The following is a 24,036-nucleotide window of genomic DNA, read 5'->3' as shown; positions in this document are numbered from 1 at the left end:
TTTCGCCGATACCATGTGGACAAACCGCACGATGTCGTTGCTTTTCCGGTTTGACGAGGGCGAAAACAGGCCGTCCTACACAAAAATTCGGGTAGTAAATCTCTTTCGTCCAGTTAGAGCCAGTTCTCTATCTGAAAATAGACGAGTAAGATCGTCGAGACGAGAGCCATTCCGAGCATCGTGGCCACGTAGCCGTATTCCCAGCCGAGTTCGGGCATATTGAACGCTGACGCGGTGGGGTCGAAATTCATCCCGTAGATTCCGACCACGAGCGTGAGCGGGAGGATGATAGTTGCGACGACGGTGAGCGTCTTCATCACCTCGTTTGTGGACTGCGAAAGCGTATTTAGGTAGATATCTCGGGCTCCGCGTGCGAGTTCGCGGTACGTCTCCGTGAGGTCGACTACTTCGACGAGGTGGTCGTATACGTCCCGGTAGTATTTCTCTGTCTCCTCGCGGACGTACTCCGGGTCGCCACGGGCGAGTACGCCTGCGGCTTCACGTGTGGGCCACACCGTTTTTCGAAACGAGAGTAGGTCACGTCTGACTGCATTCAACCCTTCGAGAACTTCTGGGTTTGCTCCCTCTAAGAGACTATCCTCGATGAGTTCGATTTCTTCTCCAACTTCATCCAATAGGTCGAAGTACTCGTCGACGGTCCGGTCGACGACGCGGTAGGCCACGAAGTCCGGTCCAAATCGGAGCATCCGACGTTTCTCTTGTTCGATGGCCTCCCACACTCTGTCAATGGGCGTTAACTCCTGACGTGTGAGGGTGACGAGCCAATCATCACCGAAACAGAGCCCGACGGGGTTCGTCTGAACCTCCTCTTCGAATATCTGCTCTCCTTTCCGAAGTATCGCCACTCGGACGATGACGAACGTGTACTCGTCGTATTCTTCGGTCTTGGGACGGGAGTCGTTCCGCACGTCTTCGACGGTTAGTGGGTGGATTCCGAACGTCTCCGCGACGCGCTCGAAATCGTCCGCTATAGTCGCTCGAACCCACGTCGTTCCCTCAGCGTTGCGCGCTGCGTTTAGCTCCGTCTCATCGTAGTTCGTCACCCCACCGTCATCGTAGACGAGTGCCGAAATCATGCGTCTCCTCCGATAGCCCACAGTGTGATTCCGACCATCATGGCTGTCACAGAGAATGCGCGACCTGGATACGCGAAGAACGTTCCCACACCGTAGCCGACCACGCCGAGTACTGTAACGCCGATACCTGCGGTCCGCACGCGAGTCATAGTGTACCGACCCGCGTCAACGAGAAAAAGGCTTGTCTGAGTTTATGCTTCGGACGGGTGTTCGACAGCGCGAATCAGTTCGAGGATATTCTTCTCCTCGCCGTCGAGTTGCTGTGGATACATGCCGATTGCCACGATGAAGTCCTCATTGTGGCGGACCTTAGTCACGTGGACGTACACATCGACGTCTTGCCCACCGAATTTCGCGGTGGCGCTGTACTTGGTTACGTTGGCCTGCTCACCGAGCATCTGTACATCCCGGGAACTCACCTGTTCGACATCCTTGAGTCCCTGATACTGGCTGTCGACGAGTCCGACCAGTTGGTCGTTAGAGTAGTCGCCGATTGGGTTCCGTGCCTTGCCAGCGACTTCCACGGCAGGCGTAGAGATGACGCTAAACATGCCGAGTTTGGCCTCGCCGAAGAAGCCGAGGTCGATGGACTTCTCGTACGTCGTCATGTGGTTACTGGCGGCGACCTGACGCTCTGCACCGGCGACGCTCAGCGTGCGATTCACCTGGAACGTCTGCGTCCCGTTCGTCGAATACCCGGTATTCGATGCGACTGTCGAATCGGTCGCGGCCGGTTCGGATTCAAACGTGAGCGACTCTTCGCCCGTCAAGAACCCGATACAGCCACTCATGACAATGAGCGCTGCGAGAGCGAGGGTCGCAACCGTACGTCTGGAAGTCATTGTTCCGGAGTTTCCGCTCACCGGGTATAAGTTCGGTGGCTACACAGGAGACAGCCCATTGTCAGTTGTTGGTCGGTTGCTGGCCCTGTTACGGTCGCTGATTACGCAACCAGTTCCCGCGACTCGTTTTCGCGGCGGATGACGCGTCTACTGTAGAGGTAGTACGCGGGGGCGACGAACGGCAGGGCGAACGCCGCGCCGAACCAGAGATGGCGCGAAAGCCCCCATTCGATACCCTGTCCGCGGAGCGAGTTGATATCGGCGCGGACGAGACCCGCGTAGAACACGTGGGTGACGAGATAGACGGCGAACGCCGGTTCCGGGCCGATGTAAAGCGAGACGACGGTGAATATGACGAGTCCAATAGCGTAAATAATAGGCAATACGCCTCGGTACCGGCCGCGAACCGGTCGCTGTTTCCCTTGGCGCTCGCGTTCGACCGCCCTGCCGCGACGGTACTCGTCGGTGCTCATGTCGCTAGGTGTATGCGACGCTGAAAAAATGGTTCGCTCCCAGCGATTGTCTCAGGCGAGAATTACCTGCGTTACGCTCGCGACTCATCCGAGATACTTCACCTCGACTTCGTGCGGACCATCCTCGGTCGGAATGTCGACCGAGTCGCGGAGATGCTCCCGAATCGACGTACGCCACTCCTGTACGGCTTCAGTGTGGCGCTCGTGGTGTTCGTCAATCTCGTAAGGGTCTGGTCGGGTCTCATCGACTTCCGGATAGGACGGAGCGCTGTCCGCCACGAACACGTGCGGGTCGAGGTGGAGTGGTGACGGGTCACCGTAGTCTGAGGACTCACCGCCGGTGAGGTGGATACGCGCTCGCATCCGCCCATAGAAGGGCGGTGTTACGCGGAGGACGACGGGTTGACTTCCTCGCCGGTTCGCTTCGAGGGCGGTCACGAGGTCGTCTGTCGTCACTGCAATCGAGCGAATGACGCTCGGGTCGGACGACCCGTGTGTCCCGTTCAATCTCCGGCCTGCCGGTGACCAGTCACCGACGCGGGTCGAAGTTCGCCGCTGCACTGTGGGCAGGTTGCACGGTACGATGCGGCGCTCACGGTCGTTTGACACTCACGACAGACGTACGATGCCCGTTCCATCGACCATTCGTACGCAACACGGTGTGTTAAAACTTACCACGGTACGTGGGGTATACCACTGCTCGTGGGTCCGTGTCCTTTTACCCGGATGGGGCGCAATCCGCCAGTATGACAGACGCATGGTTCGCCGGCGCGAACCCTGACAACCCCGAATCGGGGGCACAGCGCATCCGAGAGGGGCGCACCGATTCCCCCGAGGAATGGCCCGCTGAGGCCGTCGAAGACGGGTTCGCTGCCGACGAGACCGACTACTACGCCAAACTCCGTTCGGCGACGCTCGCTGCCGCCCGCGACGCAGTGGCCGAGCGCGAGCGCGCCGACGACGTGCAACTCGCCCACGCGGTGCGCGCGATGGACGACGCTGAACGAACTGCCAACGAACTCGCCGAACGCGTCGTCGAATGGGCGGGAACGCTCTACGAAAATGTCCCGCGCGGCCTCGACGGCGTCCGCGACATCGCCGAGCGCGACCCATCGACGGCGGCCGAAGAGCGCGTTGTCTCCTATGCGACCCGCGCCGTCGACCTCCTCGACGAACGTGACCAACTCCGTACGTTCATCGAAGAACGTGCACCCACGACCGCACCGAACCTCGCCGAGATGGCCGGTCCAGTTCTCGCGGCGCGTCTCATCTCGCTGGCTGGCGGCCTCGACAGCCTCGCCAAAGCGCCCAGCGGCACCGTGCAGGTGCTCGGTGCCGAAGACGCACTGTTTGCACACCTGAAGGGCCGAGCTACATCGCCCAAACACGGCGTCATCTTCACCCACGAGTACGTCCACGGGACGCGCCCACAGGACCGCGGGTCGGCCGCCCGCGCGTTCGCCGGAAAACTCTCCATTGCGGCCCGTATCGACCACTACTCAGGGGATTATCGTCCAGAGATTCACGACGAACTCGCCGAGCGCATGGCGACGATTCGCGCCCGCGACGAGGAGGATGACCAATGAGCGACGAGCAAGCTGAGGAGCTTCCGGCTGGCGTCGAGCGCCGGACCTTCGACGGCCGTGAACGACTCTCGACGCGGGGCGAACCGGTTTACGGCGAGCCGGTCGATTCCGACGGTTGGCGCGCGTGGGACGCCGGTCGGTCGAAACTCGGCGCGATGCTCGAACTCGACATGGACACGGGTCTCGTCGGCGGTGAGACGGTGCTCTATCTCGGTGCCGCGTCGGGGACGACGGTTTCGCACGTCGCCGACTTCGCCGGGCCGACGTACGCAGTCGAGTTCGCGCCTCGTCCGGTTCGCGACCTCGTCGGCGTCGCCGAAGACCGGGACAATCTCTTCCCGCTTCTCAAGGACGCGCGCGACCCGGAATCCTACGCACACGTCGTCGAATCCGGCATCGATTGCCTCGTCATGGACGTGGCGACCCGCGGACAGGCCACCGTCGCCGTCCGCAACCGTCAGTTCCTCGCTGACGACGGGCGGCTCTTGATGGCCGTCAAAGCCCGGAGTGAAGACGTGACCGCCGACCCCGACGACGTGTTCGACGACGTCCTCGACGAACTCGAATCAGCCTACGAAATCCTCGAAACCGGGCGCCTCGACCGATTCCACGCGGACCACCTCGGTATCGTTGCACGGCCGGAGTGAGGGAACTCATATTCCAGCCATTCCCGAGCGAGACCGGTTAGGTGGTGTTTAAGCCCGCTATTTGCAGGTCATAATCGTCTGACGCGTTCGCCGGGGTCCACGATGTTTTTAATTCGGGGCGTCTAACGGCGTTGCGATGGAACTAGGGTCGGCGGATGCCTTCGACCGGATGGGTACGCTCGGCGTCGAAGAGGAGTTCTACATCGTCGATGCCGACGGTCGTCCCACGTCTGGCATCGACGACTTGGTTTACGGACCGGAACCCCCGGAACTGCTCTCAGGGCGACTCGACCACGAACTGTTCGAGTTCACTATCGAGACACAGACGCCTCTTATCGAGGACCTTTCTGAGGTTGCTGACGCCGTTACATCGGTTCGTGAGGCGCTCGTCGACCACGCGTCGAACCACGGGTACCGCATCGCTGCGGCCGGGCTTCATCCCGTGGCGAAGTGGCGCGAACTCGACCACGCGACAAAACCCCGGTATCAGGCGCAACTCGACCGAATTCAGTATCCACAGCACCGAAACACGACCGCCGGGCTTCACGTCCACGTCGGCATCGACGATGCGGACAAAGCCGTCTGGATTGCGAACGAACTCCGGTGGTATCTCGCACCGCTGCTTGCGCTTTCTGCTAACTCTCCGTTCTGGAACGGCTTCGATACGGGACTCGCATCTGCGCGCGCCAAAATTTTCGAGAACCTTCCGAACACCGGGATGCCGACCGCCTTCGACGATTTTGACGACTACCAGCAGTTCGAACGCCGGATGGTCGAACACGGGTCGATAGACGACCGTGGAGAACTCTGGTACGACGTGCGCCCTCACACGGGCCACGGAACGGTCGAGATTCGAACCCCGGACGCTCAGACCGACCCCGACCGAGTGGTCGACTTCGTCGAGTACGTCTACACACTCGTTTTGAACCTCGCCGACCGGTACGAGTCGGGAGAATCGAGGACAGACGTTCGACGGGAGATACTCGACGAGAACAAGTGGAGAGCAACCCGCCACGGCCGAGATGCGAGCTTTATCACCCCTAACTCCGAGGGCGTTGTCAGCCTCGAATCGTTTGTCGAGACGGAGTCCGACCGGCTTGATATAAACGGCCTTCGCTCCCTCTTCGCTGCCGAATCGGGAGCGAATATCCAGCGACGTATCCACGATGAATCCGGAACCGACGCGCTCTGTGAGTACCTCACACTCGACTGATACGCCGATTTTCGGGGCTGTCTCCCCGGACTATCGCGCCCGACAGGAAACATTTTTTAGGACCTGAGTTTTGACCTTCTCCGTAGAACAAATGACTGCGGATCAGACTACCAAGGGGAGTGCGGATTCGACAGCGGAAGAACATACGGGACCTGCGGACTGTGCAATCTCCGAGTTCGATGATGGACTGGTTGATCTGCTCGCGTGGATTCTCGACACCGAGACACGAGCGCGTATCTACGTGTATCTCCGTCAGCACCCTCACTCGACGAGCGAAGAGGTCGCGGCGGGAACCGGTCTCTACCCGAGTACCGTACGCGAGGCCCTCGCCGAACTCACTGAAGACGAGACTGTCGAGCGTCGCAAGCGAAAGAGTTCCGGCGCGGGCAACAACCCTTACGAGTACGTCGCCATCGCGCCGAGCGACCTCGTCAAGGGCGTCTCCGGACAGGTCCAAGAACAGTTGAACGCCGTGTTCAATCTCGACCGACACCTCGGCACCGACGGTTCGGACGAGACCGAGCCGGTCACTATCACTGTCCGAGAGGAGTGAGAACCGACCTGCAGTCACTCGTTCGTTCGACGATTGTCGCTCCGCTAACCCGACCCGCTTAAGTCGTGGGGCACCCACCCCGAGAGTATGCACGTCGCGCTGGGCGGGACGTTCGACCCTGTCCACGATGGACATCTCGCACTATTCGAGCGAGCATTCGAATTGGGCGATGTCACGGTCGGACTTACGAGCGACGAACTCGCGCCACAGACCCGTCACGTCGACCGCTACGTTCGTCCGTTCGAGACACGAAAAACCAGCCTCGAAACAGAGCTTCGACCGTTGGCCGACGAGTACGACCGCGAGTTCGAGGTCCGTACACTGGAAGAACCGACCGGCATCGCAACCGAACCGGGATTCGACGCGCTCATCGTCTCACCCGAGACGAAGACGGGTGGCGAGCGGGTTAACCAGATCCGCGAGGAAAAGGGACTGAAGCCCCTCCAAATCGAGGTTGTCGAGCACGTTCCGGCCGAAGACGGCGACAGGATTTCGTCGACTCGCATCGTCATGGGCGAGATTGACCGTCACGGAAACCTCACGCCGAAGCGGGACGGTCGCGGTCGGAAGCCGCCGACAGGCGACGAATAGTTTTCTGGTTCTCGGATGTAGTGTCGTCTATGCGTCATCCGCTGTTCGCGAGCTTCGTCGTTGGCACCACCACCGCGTTTCTCGTCGGTATCGCCGTCACCGAGGTCGTCGCTCGGTGGATTTTCTTCTCTCTTTTCGTCGGTATTCCGGCGGGTATCGTCGCCGGTATCGTCGCTATCGCGGCAACTTACGCCGCGTTGACCCGTCGGTACGGGCCGACAGGGGAGTCCGCTGAGTGACGGTCGACGTTCACCAACTCGGCGGGCGGAATCCGGCCTCGCGGAGCAGGTCTTTCCACCGCTGTTGGATGCTGAGCCGCGATACGTCCATCGTCTCCGCGACGGCGGTCTGCGAGCGTTCTTCGCCCGCGATAAGCGCGCCAGCGTAGAGACTCGCTGCTGCGACGGCCTTTTTGGAGCGGTCTTCGTCCGGGAGCTGCGTGAGAAACATATCCGAGGCGTACGAGCGGGCCTCGCTTCCGAGTTCGAGACTGTCGGCGGCGGCGTCGATGCTCGCCAACCACTCTTCGTTGTCTCGTTGGTCTCGGGCGCTGTACATGACTGTCGTTCTCACTCCCGGCACATAATCTCCGCGGCGGAACCGGTCGATGTTCCTCGTGACGTTTATATGATGTTGCGGGAAATGTGCGGGTGAAGGGTGCGTTACCCTATCGAGCGCGGGTAGCCAAGTGGCCAAAGGCGCAGCGCTTAGGACGCTGTGGTGTAGACCTTCGCAGGTTCGAACCCTGTCCCGCGCATTTTCTGTCCGAGCACCCGCGAACGGCGAAGCCGTGAGCGACAGCGAGGACGAAAATCGTAACGAGGGGTTCGAACCCTACGAGACGAGCAAAGCGAATCTCGGTCCGGTTCGAACCCTGTCTCGCGCATTGCTATTCACCGTGTCTTGCACGCACTGCCCTGTGTTTCCCTCGGTAATAGAGCCAGAACACGACAAGTAGCGTGAGGGGAAAGAGGACGATTGCAGCGATGGCCAGCGGTGGAATGAGGATGAAGAGGGCAAAGGTCTACCACGAAACAATCGTGTTACGGGACATAGTGGAAGCTCCGTCGATGGAACTATCTATCTTGTGGGGTTGTCGATGAGGCGTTGTGCCGGACCGCTGTGGTCGTCAAGCGGGGGTCTTCGACATAGGTACGGTGGTTTCCTGCTTCTCCTTGTCACACCGGCCGACGCTGATGCCGCCAAGCGATGTACCGTTGCCAACGACTAGTGGGCTGTGGGCCGAGTAGCCCGAAACAGCCGCGGCGAACGTTCGAGGTCTCGGGTGACTCGCTCGACCGCTTGCTCTCCGTGTTTCAACTTTCTGCCCGACTCCACCCTCCCCCAGTCACTGCCAAGTACCCCAAAAATAGAGGCATGGTAACAATTCGCGTTTAAACTCCCCTCCCCGTCATTACTTAAAACAAGCCCGAATTTGTTCGGGGCTAAACTTACTATTCACATGACCAACTCGCGGATGGATGCAAACGCAGTCTATCTACAGCGAAATCGGTGGCCGAGAGGCCGTCGAAGCAGTCGTATCAGACTTTTACGACCGCGTCCTCGCCGACGACACGGTTGCGCACTATTTCGACGATATGGACATGGCGAAACAGCACGCCCATCAGGTCCAGTTCATCAGTGCGGTCGCCGGCGGTCCCGTCGAGTACGACGGTCGAGATATGCGTGAAGCGCACGAACACCTCAACCTCTCTGGTGAGGACTTCGACGCCATCGCGAAGCACCTCGAATCTGCGCTTCGTGCCAACGGGGTCGACGAATCGAACAGAGAAACCATTCTCGACGAAGTGACGGCGCTCCGAGCACCGATTCTCAATCAATAAAATGGGATACCCGGGCGGACCACTGGTTCGTGTCACTTAAAATTATAAATTCCAGAAATCGGTGATAAGCCCGAATTCGTAATTTTTGGCCCACGTCTATCTAAAAGGACAGATTACGTGTCTGATTATCGTAATGAACTGCACGCCACACGTCAGACACGACACAACCCTTTTTCTCACTCAGCGTGTGTCTCCACCAATGGCGGCGCTATCCGAATTATTGGGTGACCTCGTGGCAGATGTCGACGGGCTATTCCTCTTCACGCCGAGCCACTCGCACTACGAGCGGTTCGACGAGGCTGATGTCCCGACGGTCGTCATCGCTCCTGAGAACACGCTCGAAGCCGAGACGTTCGTGGAACTCCCGCTTCAGTTCCAGAACGTCAAAGACCGCATTCGCTTCGGTGTCGAAGGTGCGATGGAACAGAGTATCGTCGAGGCAGGTGACACTATCGCCTGTAACGTTGGCATCTTCGACGGCGACCCGGACTCAATTGTCAGAGTTCGCGTCGAAGAGAACATGCGTTCGGGCATCTACGACCTCTTCGCGAATTCACGGGCCGACCCCGGCGTCATCCGCGACGTGTTCGAAGTCGCCATCGAACTGGGCAAGAAGGGACAGAAGGGTGAACCCGTCGGCGCACTGTTTGTCGTCGGCGACGCGGGCAAGGTGATGAACAAGTCCCGTCCGCTCTCGTACAACCCGTTCGAGAAATCCCACGTCTACGTCGGCGACCCGATTGTGAACGTGATGCTCAAGGAGTTCTCGCGGCTTGACGGCGCGTTCGTCATCTCTGACTCGGGGAAAATCGTCTCCGCGTACCGCTACCTCGAACCCTCGGCGGAGGGCGTCGACATCCCGAAAGGCCTCGGCGCACGCCACATGGCCGGTGGTGCCATCACCCGCGATACCAACGCCACAGCAATCGTCCTCTCGGAGTCTGACGGTCTCGTTCGCGCGTTTAAGGGTGGCAAAATGATTCTCGAAATCGACCCGGAGGCCTACTGAGATGAACGGGTCCGCCTCGACGCTTCCCGCCGAGTCGTCGGTCCTTTACACACAGATGTCGGTCCCTATTCAGTCAGACAACGGTATCGTCGACCAACTCATCCAGGCCGTGGGGCTTCGATTCGTGGGCGTCCTCATCATCTTGGTCTTCGGGTTGATTCTCGCCTATACGGCGGGGACGCTTGTCCAGCGACTCCTCGTTCGAATCGGCGTTCCGGACGCCATCGAAGGAACTGCCTTCGAACGGACCGCTCGGGACTTCGAGACTTCGACAGTCGAAATCATCTCGTGGCTCACCCGATATTTCGTCCTCGGTGCCTCACTTCTCGCCGCGCTTTCTTTTGCCGGTGTCAATTATGCCGACCGTTTCTGGCTCGTCACCGCAGGCATCCTCCCGCAGTTGTTCGTCGCTATCTTAGTGCTCATCGTCGGTGTCGTCATCGGCGACAAAGTCGAACTCCTCGTCACCGAACGGTTTCGGGGAGTAAAGCTTCCACAGGTTAACATCATCCCGTCGCTCGCGAAGTACACGATCTTCTTCCTCGCGTCGCTTGTCGCACTCTCACAGATCGGTGTCGCTACGCTCGCGCTTATCGTCCTCCTCGCATCGTATATGCTGGCTCTCATCGTTCTCAGCGCTGTCGCGTTTCGTGACCTCCTCAGGTCCGGTGCCGCTGGGACGTATCTGCTTTTCACCCAACCGTACAGCATCGGCGACGAGATTGTCGTCGGCCAGATTCGCGGTGTCGTTCAGGAATTCGATATGTTCGTCACTCACGTCGAATCCGAAGATGAGGTGTTCATCATCCCCAACGCTCGCGTGTTCGAGGATGGTGTCGGAAGGGTTAGATAACCAAACCCAGATATGTAACTCGGCCGATTCTAATTTTGTCATACGTTTACCATAACAGTTTAGAAGTGGTCCGCAGATTGTCTCATATCGGACTTCCTGAATACGATGACGCAGAATCTCCCTCCCCTAAATATTGCATCTCCCTCTCCACGTGCTGTTGAGGTAGCTGAAACTCTTCTCAGGGGGTTCTACTTTCAAGATATGCGGGAGACGCACCTCACCGACTGCGATTTCGACGCTGCGCAGTCCGCTGCTGCACACGCAGTAGACTATATGTCGTCGGCGTTTGAAGCTGAATTTCCGGACGTTCCTGCGTCTCGTGCTGCATACGCTGGCGAGTTATTCATGCGTGCACTGTTTCTTCAGGACGAAATCGAAAACCGAGCAGCGTTCGACGAGTGTCTCGAACACGATGTCTCGGACGACGTGTTCGTCTCTTCCCCCGCGGAAATCCCCGAGATAGTCTCCATCAACGACGACCCACGCTGGAGCGACGTTCAGGACCTCCTCGAAGTGGTTTGCGACGAACTCGAGATGGACTCGGAGTACGCTGTCCTTCACACTCGATTCTGGCGGCTTCACGGCCAACGGCGCGACAACTGGCAAACGATTGCTCGGCGAGCACACCGAATCAAGGTCGCACGCATGGTCCCGGAGGCGGACGACGAAACCATCGATAACCTCGCTCGGTACTTCGTCGCCGGAGTAAGTCGCCACGACGGGTGGGTTCGAGAGGGCCCCGAACGAGATGTCACTTCGACTCTCGATATCGTCGCCCAGTACTACCATCGGTTATTTGATCTGAGAACTAGTTGATATGATTTCGGCGATACCACGACCGCCGAAAATAAGTATTGGTGGTCGAATCGTCTCTCCAGAGCTAACATGGAGGATACCGACCCGGAACTGTACCGTGAGGCTTTCCGAAGCGCGGACATCCCCATGTTGATTGCAGACACGAACTTCGCTTTCCGGGATATCAATGACGCCGGTCTCGACTTCCTCGGCTACGAGTTCGACGATATCATCGGTGAATCCGTCGGACTCATCGCTGCCGACGAGGAGGTGTACTACGAAATCGTCGAGCAGATGATTTCCGGTGAGACGTGGTCCGGCGAGTTCATGGCACGACGGAAAGACCAGCAGGTCGTCTACGGACAGGGCTTTGCGACGCCCATGGTCGTCAGCGGCGACGTTGAAGGTATCCTCGCGTTCTTCGTAGACACGACAAAACAACGACATTACGAGAACGCCTCCGAGGTGCTGAACCGCCTGCTCCGACACGACCTCCGGAACGAACTCAATGTCATCTACGGTTACACCCAACAGGTCGCCAGCCGACTCGACGACGAGAAGGCGCTCGAAGAACTCGAACTCGTCCAAGAGAAAGTCCTCGACATCGTCCACAAGTCAGAACGGGCGCGCGACCTCCGCGAGCACTTAGAACGGTCTCACGACGTGTCTAATCACCCGGTCAAACTCGACGTAGTGTTGAACAACAAAATCGTCGACACCATGATCGAATTTCCGGACGCCGAGTTCGAATTCGGACCGTTCCCCCAGGTCGAGGTCATCGCCGACGACCTCCTCGGGGAAGCAATCGAGTGCGTCCTCGAAAATGCAGTCACGCACAACGACAAAGAGACGCCACAAGTCGAAATTTCGGTCAAGCGCGACGGTGGCCACGTCATCGTCCGTATCGCAGACAACGGGCCGGGGGTCCCAGAAGAACAGCGTGACCTTATCTTCGGTCGTGAGGAGTACGACCAACTCCATCACGGGACGGGTATCAGCCTCTTTTTCGCCGACAACGTCATCTCGTCGTACAACGGCACCATTTGGGTCGAAGACAACGATGACGAAGGCGCCGTATTCTGTATCCGACTTCAGGAACCGACAGCTATCGACTGACTCGCACCCTCGGCGGTCGTTCAGTCGTCGTCAGATAGTCCGTCGGACATCGGTCGCGCGGGGACCCCGGCAACAGTCTCTCCCGCTGGCACGTCCCGCGTGACGAGCGAGTTCGCCGCGACCTGTGCGCCCTCGCCGATGCGGACGCCCGGAAGGATGGTCGCTTTCGCGCCGACCATCGCGCGCTCGCCGACGACGACCTCGCCCGTCCGGTACTCGTCTTGGAGGAACTCGTGACAGAGGATGACCGAGTCGTAGCCGATTATCGCGTGGTCTTCGACGGTGACGAGTTCCGGCCAGAATACGTCCGGCGTCGCCTCCAACCCCCACGAGACGCCCCTTCCGACGGTCACACCGATTCGCCTGAGCGCCCAATTTCGAATCTTGAGCGACGGCGCGATGCGAGCGATGAGGACGAACACGTAGTTGAGCATCACGCGCCAGACGGGCTTCGCGTCCGTCCAGTACTGAAGCGAGTTGAGCGGTCCGGGCGTCGGGTGGTGGTCGATACGGTCGTGTCGCGGGGCGGTTTCCTCGGTGTCGTCGGTCACGACCGTCGATTAGACTGGAAGCATAAAAGCGCCCTCGCAATACGGACAAAAACGAACTGTGAGCGCCGCCGCGGCGATTCGATTACTCGCCGCGGAGTTCGGCCATGTGGTCGAGACGCTGCTGGACGAGTGATTCGGTCCCGATATCGTGGCGGATGTGGAAGCCCTCGCCCGCGTCTGCGAGCGCGTCCTCGGCAATCTGTTCGGCCTGCGAGATGCTGTCGGCGTGGCCGACGACGGCGAAGGAGCGCGAAGTGGTCGTGTAGAGACCGTCGTCGCGGGCGTCGACGCTCGCGTAGAAGAGGAGCGCACCGGCGTCGTCGTCCACCTCGACTTCTATCTTCGCACCGGCCTTAGGGTCCGTCGGGTAGCCTTCGGGGACGGCGTACTTGCAGACGGTCGCTTTCTCGGCGAATTCGAGTTCGGGGAGTGACTCGCCTTCGCGGGCGGCCACGAGCACGTCGAGGAAGGGCGTTTCGAGCACTGGAAGCGTGTTCATCGCCTCGGGGTCGCCGAACCGGGCGTTGAACTCGATGACCTTCGGTCCCTCAGTAGTGAGCATGAACTGGCCGTAGAGAATACCCTTGTAGTCGGGCATCGCGTCGACGACAGCCTCGATGACCTCAACTGCGGCGTCGTAGTCCTCACCATCCATGAACGGCAGCGAGGGCGTCACGTCGGTGTAGCTACCCATGCCGCCGGTGTTCGGCCCCTCGTCACCCTCGTAGGCGCGCTTGTGGTCCTGTACGGCGGGGCTGACGCGGAACTCGCCGTTGGCGACGAACGCCTGAATCGTGAACTCCTCGCCGACGAGTCGCTCTTCGAGTACGACGCGGTCGTAGTCCGAGTCGCGGAGGTATTCCTTCGCTTCCTCGGGTGTCACCTGGTCGCCGATGACTTTCACGCCCTTGCCGCCGGTCAGACCGGCGGGCTTGACCGCGAGGTCGCCGTCGTACTCGTCGATGTAGTCGCAGGCGGCCTCCATGTCGTCGAAGGTCGCGAAGTCGGGATTGCCCGGAATCTCCTCGTCGCGCATGAACCGGCGCTGGAACGCCTTGTCCGTCTCGATGCGGGCCTCTGCTTCCTGCGGGCCGAAGGTGTAGATTCCGGCGGCGTCGAGGGCGTCGGAGACGCCCGCCGCCAGTCCGGACTCCGGCCCGACGATTGCGAGTGTCGCATCCACGGACTCGGCGTAGGCGACGATGTCGTCCGCCGCCGTTTCCGAGACTGTCTCGAATCCATCGGCGAGGTCGGCGATGCCGGGGTTTCGGTTGCTCGCACAGGCGTACAGGTCACAATCGGGGGCGAGTGCACGGGCAATCGCGTGCTCTCGGCCGCCGCCACCAACGAGGAGGACGGTCTCGCTCATACCCGCATACCCTGCGCACGAGAGTGTAAAGATTGCCCTTCAGCCATAGAGAAATAAGCACAATTGTGCTTACTTGTACTCGTCCTTATCGGCGGTTCGGTCGCAAAGCCACCCCCAAATCGTGGCTCGAACGGCCGTCTCCACGCCGCTTTAGTTCTCGGAGTACCGAACTCGAACTATGACCGACCCGGTGGGACGCAACCGACTCGACGAGGAGCAAAGCCCGTACCTCTGTCAGCACGCGGACAACCCGGTTAACTGGCAACCGTGGGACGAAACAGCCCTCGAAGCGGCCCGCGAGCAGGACAAGCCCATCTTCCTTTCAATCGGCTACTCGGCGTGTCACTGGTGCCACGTCATGGCCGACGAGAGCTTTTCCGACCCGGAAATCGCCGAGGTGCTCAACGAACACTTCGTCCCGGTGAAGGTCGACCGCGAGGAGCGCCCCGACCTCGACCGCATCTATCAGACGATTTGCCAACTCGTCACCGGCGGCGGCGGGTGGCCGCTTTCGGTGTGGCTCACGCCGCAGGGCAAACCGTTCTTCGTCGGGACGTACTTCCCGCCCGAACCGCGCCGCGGCGCACCCGGTTTCCGCGACCTCGTCGAAAGCTTCGCCGAGTCGTGGCGGACCGACCGCGACGAGATAGAAAACCGCGCCGAGCAGTGGACCCACGCCATCACCGACCGACTCGAAGAAACGCCGGACACCACCGGCGAGACCCCCGGTTCAGAGATTCTCGACCAGACCGTTCAAGCTGCCCTGCGCGCCGCCGACCGCGACCACGGTGGCTTCGGAAGCGGCGGCCCGAAGTTCCCGCAACCGGGGCGTATCGACGCGCTGCTCCGCGGCTACGCCATCACCGGCCGCCGCCAAGCCCTCGACGTAGCGGTCGAAGCCCTCGACGCGATGGCTAACGGCGGTCTCCGCGACCACCTCGGCGGCGGCTTTCATCGCTACTGTGTCGACCGCCAGTGGACCGTTCCGCACTTCGAAAAGATGCTGTACGACCAGGCGGGCCTCGCGTCTCGCTACCTCGATGCCTACCGCCTCACCGGAAACGAGTCGTACGCGACCGTCGCCCGCGAGACGTTCGAGTTCGTCCGCAGGGAACTCTCGCACGACGACGGCGGCTTTTTCGCCACCCTCGACGCCCAGTCCGGCGGCGAGGAAGGGACGTTCTACGTCTGGACGCCAGAAGACGTGCGAAGCCATCTTCCCGAACTCGAAGCCGACCTCTTCTGTGACCGCTACGGCGTCACCCCCGGCGGCAACTTCGAAAATAAGACGACCGTCTTGAACGTCTCGGCGACCACCGCGGACCTCGCCGAGGAGTACGACCTCACTGAATCCGAAGTCGAAGAGCGACTCGAAGAGGCTCATGAGGAACTCTTCGCGGCCCGCACAGACCGCGAGCGACCCGCCCGCGACGAAAAGGTGCTCGCCGGTTGGAACGGGCTGATGATTTCGGCCTTCGCGCAGGGTGCAGTCGCCCTCACCGACGACTCGCTCGCCGACGACGCTCGCCGTGCTCTCGACTTCGTGCGCGAACACCTCTGGGACGAGGCGTCCGAAACGCTCTCGCGGCGCGTGATGAACGGCGAGGTCAAAGGCGACGGCTACCTCGAAGATTACGCCTTCCTCGCGCGCGGTGCGTTCGACCTCTATCAGGCGACCGGCGACCTCGAACCGCTTTCGTTCGCTATCGACCTCGCGCGGGCGACCCACCGCGAGTTCTACGACGATGCCGCGGGAACGCTCTACTTCACACCAGAAAGCGGTGAGGCACTGGTGACGCGCCCACAGGAGGCGACAGACCAGTCCACGCCGTCGAGTCTCGGCGTCGCCACGTCGCTGTTCTTGGACCTCGAACACTTCGCGCCGGACGCTGGCTTCGGCGATGCCGCCGACGCAGTCCTCGAATCCTTCGCCAACCGCGTTCGCGGTAGCCCGCTCGAACACGTCTCGCTCGTCCTCGCCGCCGAAAAGGCCGCCAGCGGCGTCCCGGAACTCACCGTCGCCGCCGACGAGATGCCCGACGAGTGGCGCGAAACCATCGCCTCGCGCTACCTCCCCGGTCTCGTCGTCTCTCGCCGACCCGCAACCGACGACGAACTGGACGCGTGGCTCGACGAACTCGAACTGGACGAGGCTCCGCCGATTTGGGCCGCCCGCGAGGCGACCGATGGCGAACCGACCGTCTACGCCTGCGAGAATTTCACCTGCTCTGCGCCGACCCACGACATCGACGAGGCGCTGGCGTGGTTCACCGCGGGCGACGACGCCTGAGGGCGGAGAAACCGTAGGCGACGACGCCTGAGACTGCAACGAGGCTCGTCAGGTCGTCAGAGGCGATGGCCGTCGTAGCGCCGTCGTAACTCTCTGATTTTTTCGGCGACTCGTTCGGCGCGTTCAGGGGTCACGCAGTGAACGATTTTCTCTCCCTGCCACGTATCGAACACCAACGTCGTCCCGTCCTGAATACGGAGGTTGTTCGTCGTGAGCGCAGAACAGAGCGTCCGACTCGTCTTCCCGTCGAGCGACGATTCCACGATGTCGGTCGTGGCGAGTCGGTAAGCGTACTCGTCTGTTTCCCACCGCTCCCGGACACCGAATTCCACGAACATCGCGGTTCTGTCGGCCAGCGCCGATTGGATGGACCCGACCGTTTCAGCGGGCAACGGCGGGGACTTCCCCGACACCGACGATTCGTGCGGAATCGTCTGTAGCAGTTCAGCGCCCGTCTCGTCGAGTAACTTGAGTCGAAATACGAAGCTACTCCCTGCAAACGTCTGTGCCACATCGAGCAACGCAAAGAGCACGTCCGTTCCCTCCTCATTGAGGGCGAACTGGTACGTTCGGTCGTCGGGCCGCTCCGGGCCGAGAGATTTCAGCGACGAGAGAACCGCGGCACACTGTTCGCCGCCATCGTCCTCGACGGTCCAGTATCGGTCGAGTTCAACACGTACGGTGTGTGCGAGGGGCAGTACTTCCGAAAAGACGGTCTCTACGTCGCGGCCGTAGTCGTCGCTATCGAGGATGTAGTGCGCTGGCTCCCTCTCCTCGTCGGTCATTAGCTGACACCAACCAATACGCGTTTGCCGTCTGCTCCGAGCGACACGGGGACCTGTCTTCGTCTCATCTAGTCGGCATACTCGGCCGTCTCGTATCACTCCACCGACACTGCGGAAGGAAAACAACCGCCAGCGCTCAGTTCGACAGTTCGTCGGCGAGGTAGACCGCAATCGGAACGTCCTCGTTTTCGACGAATCGAGCGACTTCCTCGCCGTTTTCCTCGACGACGACCGTCGGGATGAACTCGATACCGTACTCCTCGACGAGCGGGCCGATTTTCGACCCGTCGTCGGCCTTCTCGACCGGGTAGTGTTCGATTCGCTCGGCGTCGACGCCGGCGGCGTCGAGGGCCGCGGCGAAGTCGGGGAGTTGGCTCCGACAGTCGCCGCACCAGTCGCCGCCCCAAACGTTGAACGTGTAGTCTCCGGCGGCGAGGGTGTCGACCACGTCCGGGTAGGATGCGGCGTCCCACGCGGGATTCGGTTGCATCGTTTCGAGCGTCTCGGCTTCGGCCATGTGCCGGTCTACCGTCCGAGCGGATTTAACGGGTACGCTCACGGCGGGGCTCGCCGCCCGCTCCGTCGTTCGTATTTCCACGTTCTACGGAAGCCAGAAACGTGGCCGTTTCATCCGCCTCCGCCAGTCGTTTAGGCTCGCACCGAGAATCGAGAGTCGATGGACGATAGTATCCTCGACGCTATCGGGTCGCCGCTGGTCCGAGTCGACTCACCCGCTGGGTCGACCATCGCGGCGAAGATAGAGTCGAAGAACCCGGGTGGGTCGGCGAAGGACCGCCCCGCGAAGGCGATGGTCGAAGCGGCCGAGGAGGCGGGTGACATCTCGCCGGGCGACCACCTCGTCGAACCCACATCCGGGAACACCGGAATCGGACTCGCCGTCGTCGCGGCGGCGAAAGGCTACGACCTGACGATTGTCATGCCGGAGTCGATGTCCCCCGAGCGCCGGCGGATTATGCGCGCCTACGGGGCGACTATCGAACTCGTCGACGGCGGTATCGCCGACGCCAAAGACCGCGCCGACGAACTCGAAGCCGACGGGATGTACCAACTTCGGCAGTTCGAGAACCCCGCAAACCCGAACGCGCACTACCGAACGACCGCCGAAGAGATTCTCGACCAAATCGACGACCGGGAAATCGACGCCTTCGTCGCCGGTATCGGCACCGGCGGCACCATCTCGGGTAACGGCAGTCGCCTCAAAGAGGAGTTCCCGTCGATGCAGGTTGTCGGCGTCGAACCCGAAGAAAGCGCCGTGCTCTCCGGCCACGAAGTCGGCGACAACGACTTCCAGGGGATGGGTCCGGGCTTCGTCAGCCCCAACCTCGATACCGACCTGCTGGACGACCTTGAAATCGTCGCGCTCGAAGATGCAGAAGCCGAGTGCCGCCGACTCGCCCGCGAGGAAGGAATTCTCGTCGGCCAGTCTTCCGGCGCGTCGCTCCTCGCGGCAAAGCGGGTCGCCGAACGCCTCGCCGACCCCGATGCTGACGAAGAAGACCAACCGCTCGTGGTGACGGTCTTCTGGGACTCCGGCGAGCGCTACATGTCGACCGGGATGTTCGACGTCGAAGAATAGCGAAACGGTTCTTCCGTACTTCTCGTTCGGTTTACCGGCCGAATTCGTCTTCGCCGACCCTGACGACGACCGTTTCGTCCACGTCTCTGAGGTCGTACTCCGGGACGGAGCCGTCGACTCGGGTCACGTACATCGGTTCGACGAGTCGTTGGTCTTCGACGCCGTAGATGGCGAGATGGTCGCCGGTCGCTTCGGGTTGCACCTGTCCGTCTCGAACCTTTCGAGCGAGGTCGCGTGAGAGCCACTCGTCAGTGGAGACAGATGGTTCGAGAATCAGCGAGAACGCGGCAAAGCGGACGAGATACCAGTTGAGGTCGTTGAGGAGCGAGACGGCTGCGCCGAGGCTTACCGTCTCGATAGAAAGCGAGTTCTCAAACGGTTCGGAGATGTCGTACGTCGAGAGCGCTGCCCGGGCCGTATCTCTCGACAACAACTCGTACTGGAGGTGGACATCTTCGGCTCCGACGATACAGACCTGCGTCACGTCGAAATGGACGGTCCGGATTCGGTAAAGCGGTTCCGGTACTTAGGCGTGAGACTCCCACTGGTCGGCACAGGCTTCGTCGCAGAAGACGACGCGCTGGCGCTCGAAAGAGAGCTTTCCGGAGTGGTCGATATCCCGGTCGAGGACTACTTGATAGTGGGCTTCGCGCATGTCGATATCGGTGTGACACGTCGCACATCGCTCGACGGCATCGCTCCAGTCGGTCCGCGTCGCCCGATGTGAGATTCGCCACTCCGGGCCGGGATGACTGCGGCCGAAACGCGATGTTCGTGACATGGAAAAAACCGTCGAACTCACGGTAAATAAATCCATTTTTGTGCAATCTACCATCCGAAACAAATCTGAACAGTCGCTAATTCAAAATTGTGTTGGACGTTCGCACACTACTTGATGTCGTCGTCCAGCGATACGACAGTCCGTTTGTGGGCGGCCTCGGCGGCGAGGTCGAACAGGTCGGCGGGTTCGGCGGCTTCGACGGCGGCCAGTGAGGCGTTCGTCTCGGGGTAGCTCGGCGCAACTCGCTCACAGCCGACCGGGAGCGTCGAGTCGTCGTAGGTCCCGAGTTCGCGGGCTTCGGCGACGATATCCGTCTTGTCGCGGGTCAAGAGCGGTCGGTGGACGGGAAGGTCTACGGCGGCCCCGGTGACCGCGAGGTTTCCACCGGTCTGGCTGGATTTCTGCCCCAGCGACTCGCCGGTGACGATAGAGTGGGCGTGCTCGTCGGCGGCGACCTCGGCGGCGATGGCGAGCATCACGCGTCGAAGCGAGAGCATTCGCGTGTCTTCGATAGTGTCCATCAGTCGTCGGACCACGTCACCGGCCGGAACGACGTGGACTCGCATGTTGGCGTTGGGTGCACGACGGGCGATAGTTCGAACCGTCTCGATGGCGCGAGCGCGGTGGTCCGCCCCGCCGTAGTCGCCTAAATCGATGTAGACGGGAACGACTTCACAGCCGCGGCGCATGAGTTCCCACGTCGCCACAGGCGAGTCAATGCCGCCGGAGACGAGCGAAATCGTCTTTCCTTGCGTTCCGAGTGGGAGGCCACCGGGACCGTCGAATCGCCGGGCGGAGAGATACGCAGTGTCTTCGCGGCACTCGACGCGGTACGTCCGCTCGGGGTTGTCGAGGTCGACGGGTGCGCCGGTGGCGTCGACGACGGCGCTTCCGGCCTCGCGTTCGATGTCCCTGCTGGAAAAGTCGTGTTGCTCCGACGAGCCGATTCGGTCGGCGTCGACGGCGAAACTGGCTCCATCGGGGTGGTCCACAGTGAGGTCGCGGCACGTCGATACGATAGCGTCGAGGTCAGGCGCGCAGGCAATACACGGTCGCGCCCAGACGACGCCCGGCACTTCGGCGCACGCGGCGGCGACTGCCTCGGGGTCGTCGGGGTCGCGGACGAGAATCCGCGACCACTCCCGGTCGACGTGTCCCGAAAGCGAGCGGTCGTCGAGGACCGCTTGCAAGTTGGTCCGGAGTAGACTCTCCATCTTCGCCCGAACGCTCGAACTCTTGGTGCCCACCTCGCCGTAGCCGACGAGGACGACGTGCGCCGTCTCGTTCACACTCAGTGTTTCCCGTGGGGACTCTTCAGCGTCTCGTTTCCGGGACTGACAGCCGTCTCGACGATAGCTGTCAGCAAATATATTATTATTATATATTCACACATAGTGTCAATTACTGAACCGTAGTCAGCGGTGGTTCTCATATAAATTACTTAATAGGTCTCTCCCTCTCTCTGTGTCGTACACCCGCCGAACAGTCTGCCGAATTCTCTCCCCACCCACCGATGCCAATGACCGACGAGTCGACCGATACCATCGACCTCTCTGACCCGCAGTACTACCTCAATCGCGAGTTGAGTCAACTGGAGTTCCAGTCCCGCGTGCTCAACGAGGCACTGGACGACCGGAACCCGCTCCTCGAACGGGTCCGCTTTCTCGCTATCTTCACGAAGAACTTGGACGAGTTCTTCATGAAACGCGTCGGCGGGCTAAAACAACAGATAGACGCTGGTGTCACCGAACAGACAACAGACGGCCGGACACCCCAAGAACAGTGGGAGGAGGTTATCGACAAGGCAAGACCTCTGTTCGAACGGCAGGCGGCGTGCTACCGCGAGGAAATTCGTCCCGCACTTGCCGCCGAGGGTATCCATATCTGCGACTACGACGACCTAACACCCGACCAACAGTCGGAGATGCGCGAGTACTTCGAGGTGTCTGTCCTCCCGGTGCTCACGCCGCTTTCGTTCGACCCGGCCCACCCGTTTCCATTTATCTCCAATCTCTCGCTCTCGCTCGCGGTCATCACGAGAGGTGACGACAGCGACGACGACCTGACGTTCACCCGTGTGAAGATTCCGCAGAACCGGCCGCGACTCGTCGAAGTCGAGACCGACGGCGACGAGGTTCGTTACGTCCTCCTCGAAGCAATCATCCGCGCGAACCTCGATTTGCTCTTTCCGAACGTCGAGGTGGTGGACACCGCGGTGTTCAAACTGACACGGAACGCCGAGGTCCGAAGAAACGAGGAGGTCGCCGAAGACCTCATCGATATGATTGAGGAAGTCCTCGACCAGCGCCGCTTTGCGACCGCGGTGCGCCTCGAAATCGAAGCGGACGCCCCGGAGTCGGCGCGGGAACTCCTCATCGAGCAGTTAGACCTCGATGAACGTGAGGTGTTCGAGCTTCGGGGTCCGCTCGACTACCGCGAGTTCATGGACCTCACGGACCTCTCGCGGCCGGACCTATCTCTCGACTCGTGGACGCCGCAACCACACTCTCGATTCGCGGACACCGACGCCGACGACGTGGGTGGTGACGGTGACACCATCTTCGACGAGATTCGGCGCAAGGACGTACTGTTGCACCACCCGTACCACTCCTTCGGCGACACCGTTCAGGAGTTCCTCGACGCGGCCGCGAACGACCCGAACGTCCTCGCTATCAAGGCCGCAATCTACCGCACGGCATCAGACTCGAAGATTATCGAGTCGCTCATCGACGCCGTCGACAACGGTAAGCAGGTCGCGGCGATGGTCGAACTCAAAGCCCGCTTCGACGAGCAGAACAACCTCGAATGGGTACACAAACTCGAAGAAGAGGGTATTCACGTCGCCTACGGAACCATCGGACTGAAGACGCACACCAAGACCGCGCTCGTCGTCCGCGAGGAAGAAGACGGCGTTTGCCTCTATTCGCACGTCGCCACCGGTAACTACCACTCCGGGACGGCGAAAGGCTACGTCGACCTCGGCGTCCTCACGGCCGACCGCGACATCGGACAGGACCTCGTCAAGGTGTTCAACTTCTTCACCGGACCCTCGCTCGACGAGGAGTTCCGCAAACTCCTCATCGCCCCCGTAACGATGCGAAACGAGTTCACGAAGTGTATCCGCCGCGAGGCGGAGCACGCGGCGGCGGGTCGCCCCGCCCGTATCGTCGCCAAGATGAACGCGCTCGAAGACCCCGGCATCGTCGAAGAACTCTACAAAGCGTCGATGGCTGGCGTCGATATCGACCTGCTCGTCCGCGACATCTGTCGGCTTCGTCCCGGAATCGAGGGCCTCTCCGAGACGGTCACGGTTCGAAGCGTCGTCGACCGCTTTCTCGAACACTCGCGCATCTTCTACTTCGAAAACGCCGGCGACCCGGAGTACTACGTCGGGTCGGCCGACTGGATGACGCGGAACCTCGACAAGCGCGTGGAGGCCATCGCGCCCGTGGAGGACCCCGACATCCGCGAGCAACTCCGATTCATCCTCGAACTCGGATTCGCCGACAACCGGAAGTCGTGGGAGATGAACGCCGACGGCTCGTACGACCAACTGTCGCCGGAAAACGGCCACACGGTCACCATGCAGTCGATTCTGATGAATCAGGTTCTCGGCGCATCGAGTAGACCCGGCGTCCACCGAGGAATGCCAGCGTCACACCCGGATGTTCCCGAGACGCTCCTCGTCGAATCCAGCCCGACGGTCATGACACCGCGAGACGTTCCGGAACCGCGGTCGCTTGATACCGATACGGTTTCCGTCGTGACTAAACGGACGACGGTCGCTGAAACCGTTCCGAGCGTGGCTGTCGCCGAAGCCATTCCGAGTGTGGCTGCTGCAACCGGCGCGCCGAGTAACGGCGACGCACAGCACGTCCTCGACGAGTTCCCCGAGAAGTGGTACGTCCCGAACAGCGGGCACTACGAGTACGCGGTTCGGACGCCCGACGGCGACCGCGACTATCGGAAGACGGCCGCCGCGGCCGCGAAGCTCATCGAGAAGTACTACGATTCGGACGCGAAATAACGCGGGTTCGCCCGCGC

28 protein-coding genes and 1 tRNA gene are annotated in these 24,036 nt (G+C 61.0%); 15 read left to right on the top strand and 14 right to left on the bottom strand.

Annotated elements, in window-relative coordinates; translation table 11 throughout:
• Window positions 1-113: 113 nt before the first annotated feature.
• The 6 genes from corA to HFX_RS20615 form a co-directional block, all read right to left on the bottom strand.
• A complete protein-coding gene (corA, locus tag HFX_RS08645; protein ID WP_004056604.1) occupies window positions 114-1,097 on the bottom strand; it encodes a magnesium/cobalt transporter CorA in 984 nt (327 codons plus the stop codon).
• Window positions 1,094-1,246 (bottom strand): hypothetical protein, encoded by a 153-nt coding sequence (locus HFX_RS20030; RefSeq protein WP_004056606.1) that lies wholly within the window; start codon window positions 1,244-1,246, stop codon window positions 1,094-1,096. Before HFX_RS20030 ends, corA begins: the two co-directional genes overlap by 4 nt.
• A gap of 42 nt (window positions 1,247-1,288) precedes the next feature.
• On the bottom strand, window positions 1,289-1,939 hold the full coding sequence (locus HFX_RS08640) for a DUF6517 family protein (RefSeq protein ID WP_004056608.1): 651 nt from the start codon (window positions 1,937-1,939) through the stop codon (window positions 1,289-1,291).
• Window positions 1,940-2,040: 101 nt separating this feature from the next.
• Complete coding sequence (locus tag HFX_RS08635; protein WP_004056610.1) at window positions 2,041-2,412, bottom strand: hypothetical protein; 372 nt, start codon at window positions 2,410-2,412, stop codon at window positions 2,041-2,043.
• Between the two features lie 84 nt (window positions 2,413-2,496).
• Window positions 2,497-2,919 (bottom strand): hypothetical protein, encoded by a 423-nt coding sequence (locus HFX_RS08630; protein WP_004056612.1) that lies wholly within the window; start codon window positions 2,917-2,919, stop codon window positions 2,497-2,499.
• Window positions 2,916-3,050: a rubrerythrin-like domain-containing protein gene (locus HFX_RS20615; protein ID WP_137685672.1), complete on the bottom strand. Its 135-nt coding sequence runs from the start codon at window positions 3,048-3,050 to the stop codon at window positions 2,916-2,918. Before HFX_RS20615 ends, HFX_RS08630 begins: the two co-directional genes overlap by 4 nt.
• Before the next feature lie 108 nt (window positions 3,051-3,158).
• Here HFX_RS20615 and HFX_RS08625 point away from each other — a divergent pair, with 108 nt between their 5' ends.
• The 6 genes from HFX_RS08625 (at window position 3,159) to HFX_RS08600 (ending at window position 7,241) form a co-directional block, all read left to right on the top strand.
• On the top strand, window positions 3,159-3,998 hold the full coding sequence (locus HFX_RS08625) for an NOP5/NOP56 family protein (protein WP_004056615.1): 840 nt from the start codon (window positions 3,159-3,161) through the stop codon (window positions 3,996-3,998).
• Entirely contained in the window at window positions 3,995-4,645 is a 651-nt protein-coding gene (locus HFX_RS08620; protein ID WP_004056617.1) for a fibrillarin-like rRNA/tRNA 2'-O-methyltransferase, read from the top strand. The genes HFX_RS08625 and HFX_RS08620 overlap by 4 nt, the downstream gene beginning before the upstream one ends.
• Window positions 4,646-4,781: 136 nt before the next feature.
• Window positions 4,782-5,858 (top strand): glutamate--cysteine ligase, encoded by a 1,077-nt coding sequence (locus tag HFX_RS08615; RefSeq protein ID WP_004056619.1) that lies wholly within the window; start codon window positions 4,782-4,784, stop codon window positions 5,856-5,858.
• A gap of 91 nt (window positions 5,859-5,949) precedes the next feature.
• Window positions 5,950-6,411, top strand: a complete 462-nt coding sequence (locus HFX_RS08610) for a winged helix-turn-helix domain-containing protein (protein WP_004056621.1) — start codon at window positions 5,950-5,952, stop codon at window positions 6,409-6,411.
• 87 nt (window positions 6,412-6,498) lie between these two features.
• Window positions 6,499-7,002 (top strand): phosphopantetheine adenylyltransferase, encoded by a 504-nt coding sequence (locus HFX_RS08605; protein WP_004056622.1) that lies wholly within the window; start codon window positions 6,499-6,501, stop codon window positions 7,000-7,002.
• Window positions 7,003-7,031: 29 nt separating this feature from the next.
• Complete coding sequence (locus tag HFX_RS08600; RefSeq protein WP_004056624.1) at window positions 7,032-7,241, top strand: hypothetical protein; 210 nt, start codon at window positions 7,032-7,034, stop codon at window positions 7,239-7,241.
• Between the two features lie 10 nt (window positions 7,242-7,251).
• On the opposite strand, the gene HFX_RS08595 is transcribed toward HFX_RS08600, so the two are convergent.
• Window positions 7,252-7,560 (bottom strand): transcription initiation factor IIB family protein, encoded by a 309-nt coding sequence (locus HFX_RS08595; protein WP_004056626.1) that lies wholly within the window; start codon window positions 7,558-7,560, stop codon window positions 7,252-7,254.
• 116 nt (window positions 7,561-7,676) lie between these two features.
• Here HFX_RS08595 and HFX_RS08590 point away from each other — a divergent pair.
• The 6 genes from HFX_RS08590 (at window position 7,677) to HFX_RS08565 (ending at window position 12,619) form a co-directional block, all read left to right on the top strand.
• A tRNA-Leu gene (locus HFX_RS08590) sits at window positions 7,677-7,759 on the top strand.
• Window positions 7,760-8,483: 724 nt separating this feature from the next.
• On the top strand, window positions 8,484-8,846 hold the full coding sequence (locus HFX_RS08585; RefSeq protein ID WP_004056628.1) for a group I truncated hemoglobin: 363 nt from the start codon (window positions 8,484-8,486) through the stop codon (window positions 8,844-8,846).
• Window positions 8,847-9,045: 199 nt separating this feature from the next.
• Window positions 9,046-9,855, top strand: a complete 810-nt coding sequence (dacZ, locus tag HFX_RS08580; RefSeq protein ID WP_004056629.1) for a diadenylate cyclase — start codon at window positions 9,046-9,048, stop codon at window positions 9,853-9,855.
• Between the two features lie 55 nt (window positions 9,856-9,910).
• On the top strand, window positions 9,911-10,708 hold the full coding sequence (locus HFX_RS08575; RefSeq protein WP_394295036.1) for a mechanosensitive ion channel domain-containing protein: 798 nt from the start codon (window positions 9,911-9,913) through the stop codon (window positions 10,706-10,708).
• 201 nt (window positions 10,709-10,909) lie between these two features.
• Entirely contained in the window at window positions 10,910-11,524 is a 615-nt protein-coding gene (locus HFX_RS08570; RefSeq protein ID WP_004056633.1) for a hypothetical protein, read from the top strand.
• Window positions 11,525-11,593: 69 nt separating this feature from the next.
• A complete protein-coding gene (locus HFX_RS08565; RefSeq protein WP_004056634.1) occupies window positions 11,594-12,619 on the top strand; it encodes an ATP-binding protein in 1,026 nt (341 codons plus the stop codon).
• Between the two features lie 20 nt (window positions 12,620-12,639).
• On the opposite strand, the gene HFX_RS08560 is transcribed toward HFX_RS08565, so the two are convergent.
• Together HFX_RS08560 and purD are read right to left on the bottom strand one after the other, a co-directional pair.
• Window positions 12,640-13,170 (bottom strand): acyltransferase, encoded by a 531-nt coding sequence (locus HFX_RS08560; protein ID WP_004056635.1) that lies wholly within the window; start codon window positions 13,168-13,170, stop codon window positions 12,640-12,642.
• An 82-nt stretch (window positions 13,171-13,252) separates the two neighbouring features.
• On the bottom strand, window positions 13,253-14,539 hold the full coding sequence (gene purD / locus HFX_RS08555) for a phosphoribosylamine--glycine ligase (protein ID WP_004056636.1): 1,287 nt from the start codon (window positions 14,537-14,539) through the stop codon (window positions 13,253-13,255).
• Window positions 14,540-14,717: 178 nt separating this feature from the next.
• On the opposite strand from purD, the gene HFX_RS08550 reads away from it, so the two are divergent.
• Window positions 14,718-16,829: a thioredoxin domain-containing protein gene (locus HFX_RS08550; RefSeq protein ID WP_004056637.1), complete on the top strand. Its 2,112-nt coding sequence runs from the start codon at window positions 14,718-14,720 to the stop codon at window positions 16,827-16,829.
• 56 nt (window positions 16,830-16,885) lie between these two features.
• Here the strand turns inward: HFX_RS08550 and HFX_RS08545 are convergent, their stop codons facing one another.
• Window positions 16,886-17,614, bottom strand: a complete 729-nt coding sequence (locus HFX_RS08545; RefSeq protein ID WP_004056645.1) for a hypothetical protein — start codon at window positions 17,612-17,614, stop codon at window positions 16,886-16,888.
• A gap of 136 nt (window positions 17,615-17,750) precedes the next feature.
• The gene (locus tag HFX_RS08540; RefSeq protein ID WP_004056647.1) at window positions 17,751-18,131 is read right to left on the bottom strand and encodes a thioredoxin; all 381 of its coding nucleotides are present in this window, start codon (window positions 18,129-18,131) and stop codon (window positions 17,751-17,753) included.
• Window positions 18,132-18,290: 159 nt separating this feature from the next.
• On the opposite strand from HFX_RS08540, the gene HFX_RS08535 reads away from it, so the two are divergent.
• Window positions 18,291-19,211 carry a PLP-dependent cysteine synthase family protein gene (locus tag HFX_RS08535; RefSeq protein WP_004056649.1) on the top strand — a complete coding sequence of 307 codons (921 nt, stop codon included), beginning with the start codon at window positions 18,291-18,293 and terminating at the stop codon, window positions 19,209-19,211.
• Between the two features lie 31 nt (window positions 19,212-19,242).
• Here HFX_RS08535 and HFX_RS08530 read toward each other — a convergent pair whose 3' ends face one another.
• The 3 genes from HFX_RS08530 to thiI form a co-directional block, all read right to left on the bottom strand.
• Window positions 19,243-19,695: a DUF5804 family protein gene (locus tag HFX_RS08530; RefSeq protein ID WP_004056651.1), complete on the bottom strand. Its 453-nt coding sequence runs from the start codon at window positions 19,693-19,695 to the stop codon at window positions 19,243-19,245.
• A gap of 42 nt (window positions 19,696-19,737) precedes the next feature.
• Window positions 19,738-19,992 carry a hypothetical protein gene (locus HFX_RS19135; protein ID WP_014732357.1) on the bottom strand — a complete coding sequence of 85 codons (255 nt, stop codon included), beginning with the start codon at window positions 19,990-19,992 and terminating at the stop codon, window positions 19,738-19,740.
• Window positions 19,993-20,099: 107 nt separating this feature from the next.
• Window positions 20,100-21,281 (bottom strand): tRNA uracil 4-sulfurtransferase ThiI, encoded by a 1,182-nt coding sequence (thiI, locus tag HFX_RS08520; RefSeq protein WP_004056652.1) that lies wholly within the window; start codon window positions 21,279-21,281, stop codon window positions 20,100-20,102.
• 230 nt (window positions 21,282-21,511) lie between these two features.
• Here thiI and ppk1 point away from each other — a divergent pair, with 230 nt between their 5' ends.
• Complete coding sequence (gene ppk1 / locus HFX_RS08515; protein ID WP_004056653.1) at window positions 21,512-24,019, top strand: polyphosphate kinase 1; 2,508 nt, start codon at window positions 21,512-21,514, stop codon at window positions 24,017-24,019.
• The last annotated feature ends 17 nt before the right edge of the window (window positions 24,020-24,036 follow it).

Source organism: Haloferax mediterranei ATCC 33500, from assembly GCF_000306765.2.
Classification (GTDB): Archaea; Halobacteriota; Halobacteria; order Halobacteriales; family Haloferacaceae; genus Haloferax; species Haloferax mediterranei.
Note: the sequence above shows the minus strand (reverse complement) of the source record. Positions and strands in the feature narration are given on the sequence as shown.

Bases quoted from the DNA above. Each gene is read 5' to 3' on its own strand.
- corA (WP_004056604.1), bottom strand. From the start codon at position 1,097: ATGATTTCGGCACTCGTCTACGATGACGGTGGGGTGACGAACTACGAT.
- HFX_RS20030 (WP_004056606.1), bottom strand. From the start codon at position 1,246: ATGACTCGCGTGCGGACCGCAGGTATCGGCGTTACAGTACTCGGCGTG.
- HFX_RS08640 (WP_004056608.1), bottom strand. From the start codon at position 1,939: ATGACTTCCAGACGTACGGTTGCGACCCTCGCTCTCGCAGCGCTCATT.
- HFX_RS08635 (WP_004056610.1), bottom strand. From the start codon at position 2,412: ATGAGCACCGACGAGTACCGTCGCGGCAGGGCGGTCGAACGCGAGCGC.
- HFX_RS20615 (WP_137685672.1), bottom strand. From the start codon at position 3,050: ATGGAACGGGCATCGTACGTCTGTCGTGAGTGTCAAACGACCGTGAGC.
- HFX_RS08625 (WP_004056615.1), top strand. From the start codon at position 3,159: ATGACAGACGCATGGTTCGCCGGCGCGAACCCTGACAACCCCGAATCG.
- HFX_RS08620 (WP_004056617.1), top strand. From the start codon at position 3,995: ATGAGCGACGAGCAAGCTGAGGAGCTTCCGGCTGGCGTCGAGCGCCGG.
- HFX_RS08615 (WP_004056619.1), top strand. From the start codon at position 4,782: ATGGAACTAGGGTCGGCGGATGCCTTCGACCGGATGGGTACGCTCGGC.
- HFX_RS08610 (WP_004056621.1), top strand. From the start codon at position 5,950: ATGACTGCGGATCAGACTACCAAGGGGAGTGCGGATTCGACAGCGGAA.
- HFX_RS08605 (WP_004056622.1), top strand. From the start codon at position 6,499: ATGCACGTCGCGCTGGGCGGGACGTTCGACCCTGTCCACGATGGACAT.
- HFX_RS08600 (WP_004056624.1), top strand. From the start codon at position 7,032: ATGCGTCATCCGCTGTTCGCGAGCTTCGTCGTTGGCACCACCACCGCG.
- HFX_RS08595 (WP_004056626.1), bottom strand. From the start codon at position 7,560: ATGTACAGCGCCCGAGACCAACGAGACAACGAAGAGTGGTTGGCGAGC.
- HFX_RS08585 (WP_004056628.1), top strand. From the start codon at position 8,484: ATGCAAACGCAGTCTATCTACAGCGAAATCGGTGGCCGAGAGGCCGTC.
- dacZ (WP_004056629.1), top strand. From the start codon at position 9,046: ATGGCGGCGCTATCCGAATTATTGGGTGACCTCGTGGCAGATGTCGAC.
- HFX_RS08575 (WP_394295036.1), top strand. From the start codon at position 9,911: ATGTCGGTCCCTATTCAGTCAGACAACGGTATCGTCGACCAACTCATC.
- HFX_RS08570 (WP_004056633.1), top strand. From the start codon at position 10,910: ATGCGGGAGACGCACCTCACCGACTGCGATTTCGACGCTGCGCAGTCC.
- HFX_RS08565 (WP_004056634.1), top strand. From the start codon at position 11,594: ATGGAGGATACCGACCCGGAACTGTACCGTGAGGCTTTCCGAAGCGCG.
- purD (WP_004056636.1), bottom strand. From the start codon at position 14,539: ATGAGCGAGACCGTCCTCCTCGTTGGTGGCGGCGGCCGAGAGCACGCG.
- HFX_RS08550 (WP_004056637.1), top strand. From the start codon at position 14,718: ATGACCGACCCGGTGGGACGCAACCGACTCGACGAGGAGCAAAGCCCG.
- HFX_RS08545 (WP_004056645.1), bottom strand. From the start codon at position 17,614: ATGACCGACGAGGAGAGGGAGCCAGCGCACTACATCCTCGATAGCGAC.
- HFX_RS08540 (WP_004056647.1), bottom strand. From the start codon at position 18,131: ATGGCCGAAGCCGAGACGCTCGAAACGATGCAACCGAATCCCGCGTGG.
- HFX_RS08535 (WP_004056649.1), top strand. From the start codon at position 18,291: ATGGACGATAGTATCCTCGACGCTATCGGGTCGCCGCTGGTCCGAGTC.
- HFX_RS19135 (WP_014732357.1), bottom strand. From the start codon at position 19,992: ATGTCACGAACATCGCGTTTCGGCCGCAGTCATCCCGGCCCGGAGTGG.
- ppk1 (WP_004056653.1), top strand. From the start codon at position 21,512: ATGACCGACGAGTCGACCGATACCATCGACCTCTCTGACCCGCAGTAC.